Genomic DNA, 2316 nt, shown 5'->3' on the forward strand with positions numbered 1-2316 from the left:
CATTCATGAAATGTATGGTCGCTATTTTAAAGAAGATTTACGGCCTCAGTTTCATATGGTCAAAGAGTTTCCGCTTGCGGGCAAACCTCCTGTAATGACCCACCTTTTTTACAACCAAAATAAAGAGTTGATCATCAGTTGTAAAGGGGCTTTGGAAGGGGTATTAAAACTCTGTGATTTAGAAGAGAATGAAAAGCAACGCATTTTAGAAAAGGGTGCAGCTTACGCTAAAAATGGCTTGCGTGTTTTAGGTGTTGCCAAAGGAATTTGGGACACAGAGACCTTGCCCGAAACACAGGAAGAAACCCCTTTTACATTTTTAGGAATCATCACCTTCTATGATCCACCGGCAGAGAATATAAAAAAGGTAATAAGTGATTTTTATGATTCCAACGTTGCAGTTAAAATGATTACAGGGGACTTTGCTGCTACTGCACAGGCAATAGCCTCTCAGGTGGGAATTAAAAGTAATCAGGTACTTACCGGTGACGAAATCAACAGCCTTGAAGGTAAAGCATTGTTGGAAGCAGTGAAAAACACCTCTGTGTTTGCCAGAGTTGCTCCGGAAACCAAACTTAAAATCATTGAAGCATTAAAAGAGGGAGGTGAAGTGGTTTCTATGACCGGTGATGGTGTGAATGATGCACCTGCTTTAAAAGCAGCACATATTGGTATTGCCATGGGCAAGCGCGGATCAGATGTGGCAAAAGCTGCAGCAGGTTTGGTACTTTCAGGCGATGATTTATCCAAAATGGTCGATGCAATTTTTCTGGGAAGAAGAATTCATATCAACCTTTCTAAAGCAATTCGGTACATCATTTCTATTCACGTTCCTATTATTTTACTGGTGATCTTTCCCATATTTTTTGGCTGGCTACCCTCAATGTTGCTCACACCCATTCATGTTATATTTCTGGAGTTGATCATGGGGCCTACTTGTTCCATTATTTATGAAAACGAACCGGTTCCCAATCAGGAAATGAAAACACCCACAAAATCAGGAAATGATAATCTGCTGGAATCATCACAACTGGCAATCAGTATCCTTCAGGGAGTTGTTATTGCCTTGGGTTGTCTTGGAATGGGCTATTATATCTTTACCAAAGGAGCAGACGAACAGACAGTGCGGTCTTATATATTTTCAACACTACTGCTTTCAAATATTTTCCTTACCCTGTTTAATCGTTCATTTACTGCAACAGTTTGGCAAACATTGAAATGGAAAAACATATGGATTCACATTATTTTGTCTTTCTCCATATTGGTTTTGATTGTTATTCACACCATCCCGGCAGCGCAATCCCTTTTTGAGGTCACCCCGCTTTCGCTTACAGAATTGTTACTACCATTTCTTGTTGCTTTTGTCTCCACATGTTGGATGGAGGTTGTTATTTATTTAAAGCAGGTCAACGCCAAACGGACACAAAGCGTAAGAGTTAACCCGTAAAGTACCAAAATTTCAGGCACCAATCACTCAAAAACTCAAATTTTGAACCTTGAAACCGTCACCGGTCATTTTAAAACATTAAGATTCATTAAGTCAAGTTAAGCAAACACAGCCTACAAGCCAACTGACCACTACCACTGAACACATCGGTCACCCGTCATCCGTCATCAAGCCCTAATTATGCCCCACACCACAACAATGGTGTTCCATAAAGCTGTTGGTGTCTTCGTGCCAGGGAAAAGCAGCATTGTATTTATTGTGTTCCCAGTAAAACTGTTTGCGTTCCTTGGGGTGGTTGCCCACTTCATTCATAGTATTACTGTCATACAACCGGCCGTTGACCATGGTATAAAGTAAGCTGTTAGTGTTTTGAATATCTTCTAACGGGTTCTTTTCCAGTACCAGTAAATCGGCCATCTTGCCTACTTTCAATGAACCGATGTCCTGACCTGCACCAATGTATTGTGCCGGATGAATGGTGGCGGTTTTTAAAGCTTCCAGATTGCTCATGCCACCTTGTTGTATGCTCCACAATTCCCAGTGAGCACCTAATCCCTGAAGTTGACCGTGTGCGCCCATATTGACTTTTACGCCTTGCTCTGAAAGTGCAGTGGCTGTTTTTGAGGTAAGGATATGACTGTTTTCATATTCTTCATCGGGAATCATCATTCGGTGTCGCGAGCGGGAATCAATGATGGCACGTGGTGTAAACTGCAAAAGTTTTTCATTTTCCCAAACATTGCTTTTCTGATACCAGTAATACTCCGCATTGAGACCGCCGTAGTTGACCAAAAGAGTGGGCGTATACCCCACTTCACTGGCACCCCAAAGTTCGAGCACATCTTTATAAACCGGAGCCACCGGAATGT

At 41.8% G+C, this 2316-nt stretch carries 2 protein-coding genes; one reads left to right on the forward strand and one right to left on the reverse strand.

Going from position 1 to position 2316, the window contains the following annotated elements; genetic code table 11:
* Positions 1 to 1447: cation-translocating P-type ATPase (locus AACY61_RS12595; RefSeq protein ID WP_339611930.1), on the forward strand; the 1447-nt coding region annotated here is incomplete at its 5' end.
* A gap of 174 nt (positions 1448 to 1621) precedes the next feature.
* On the opposite strand, the gene AACY61_RS12600 is transcribed toward AACY61_RS12595, so the two are convergent.
* Positions 1622 to 2316: amidohydrolase family protein (locus AACY61_RS12600; RefSeq protein WP_339611931.1), on the reverse strand; the 695-nt coding region annotated here is incomplete at its 5' end.

This window comes from uncultured Planktosalinus sp. (assembly GCF_963973675.1).
Classification (GTDB): Bacteria; Bacteroidota; Bacteroidia; order Flavobacteriales; family Flavobacteriaceae; genus Planktosalinus.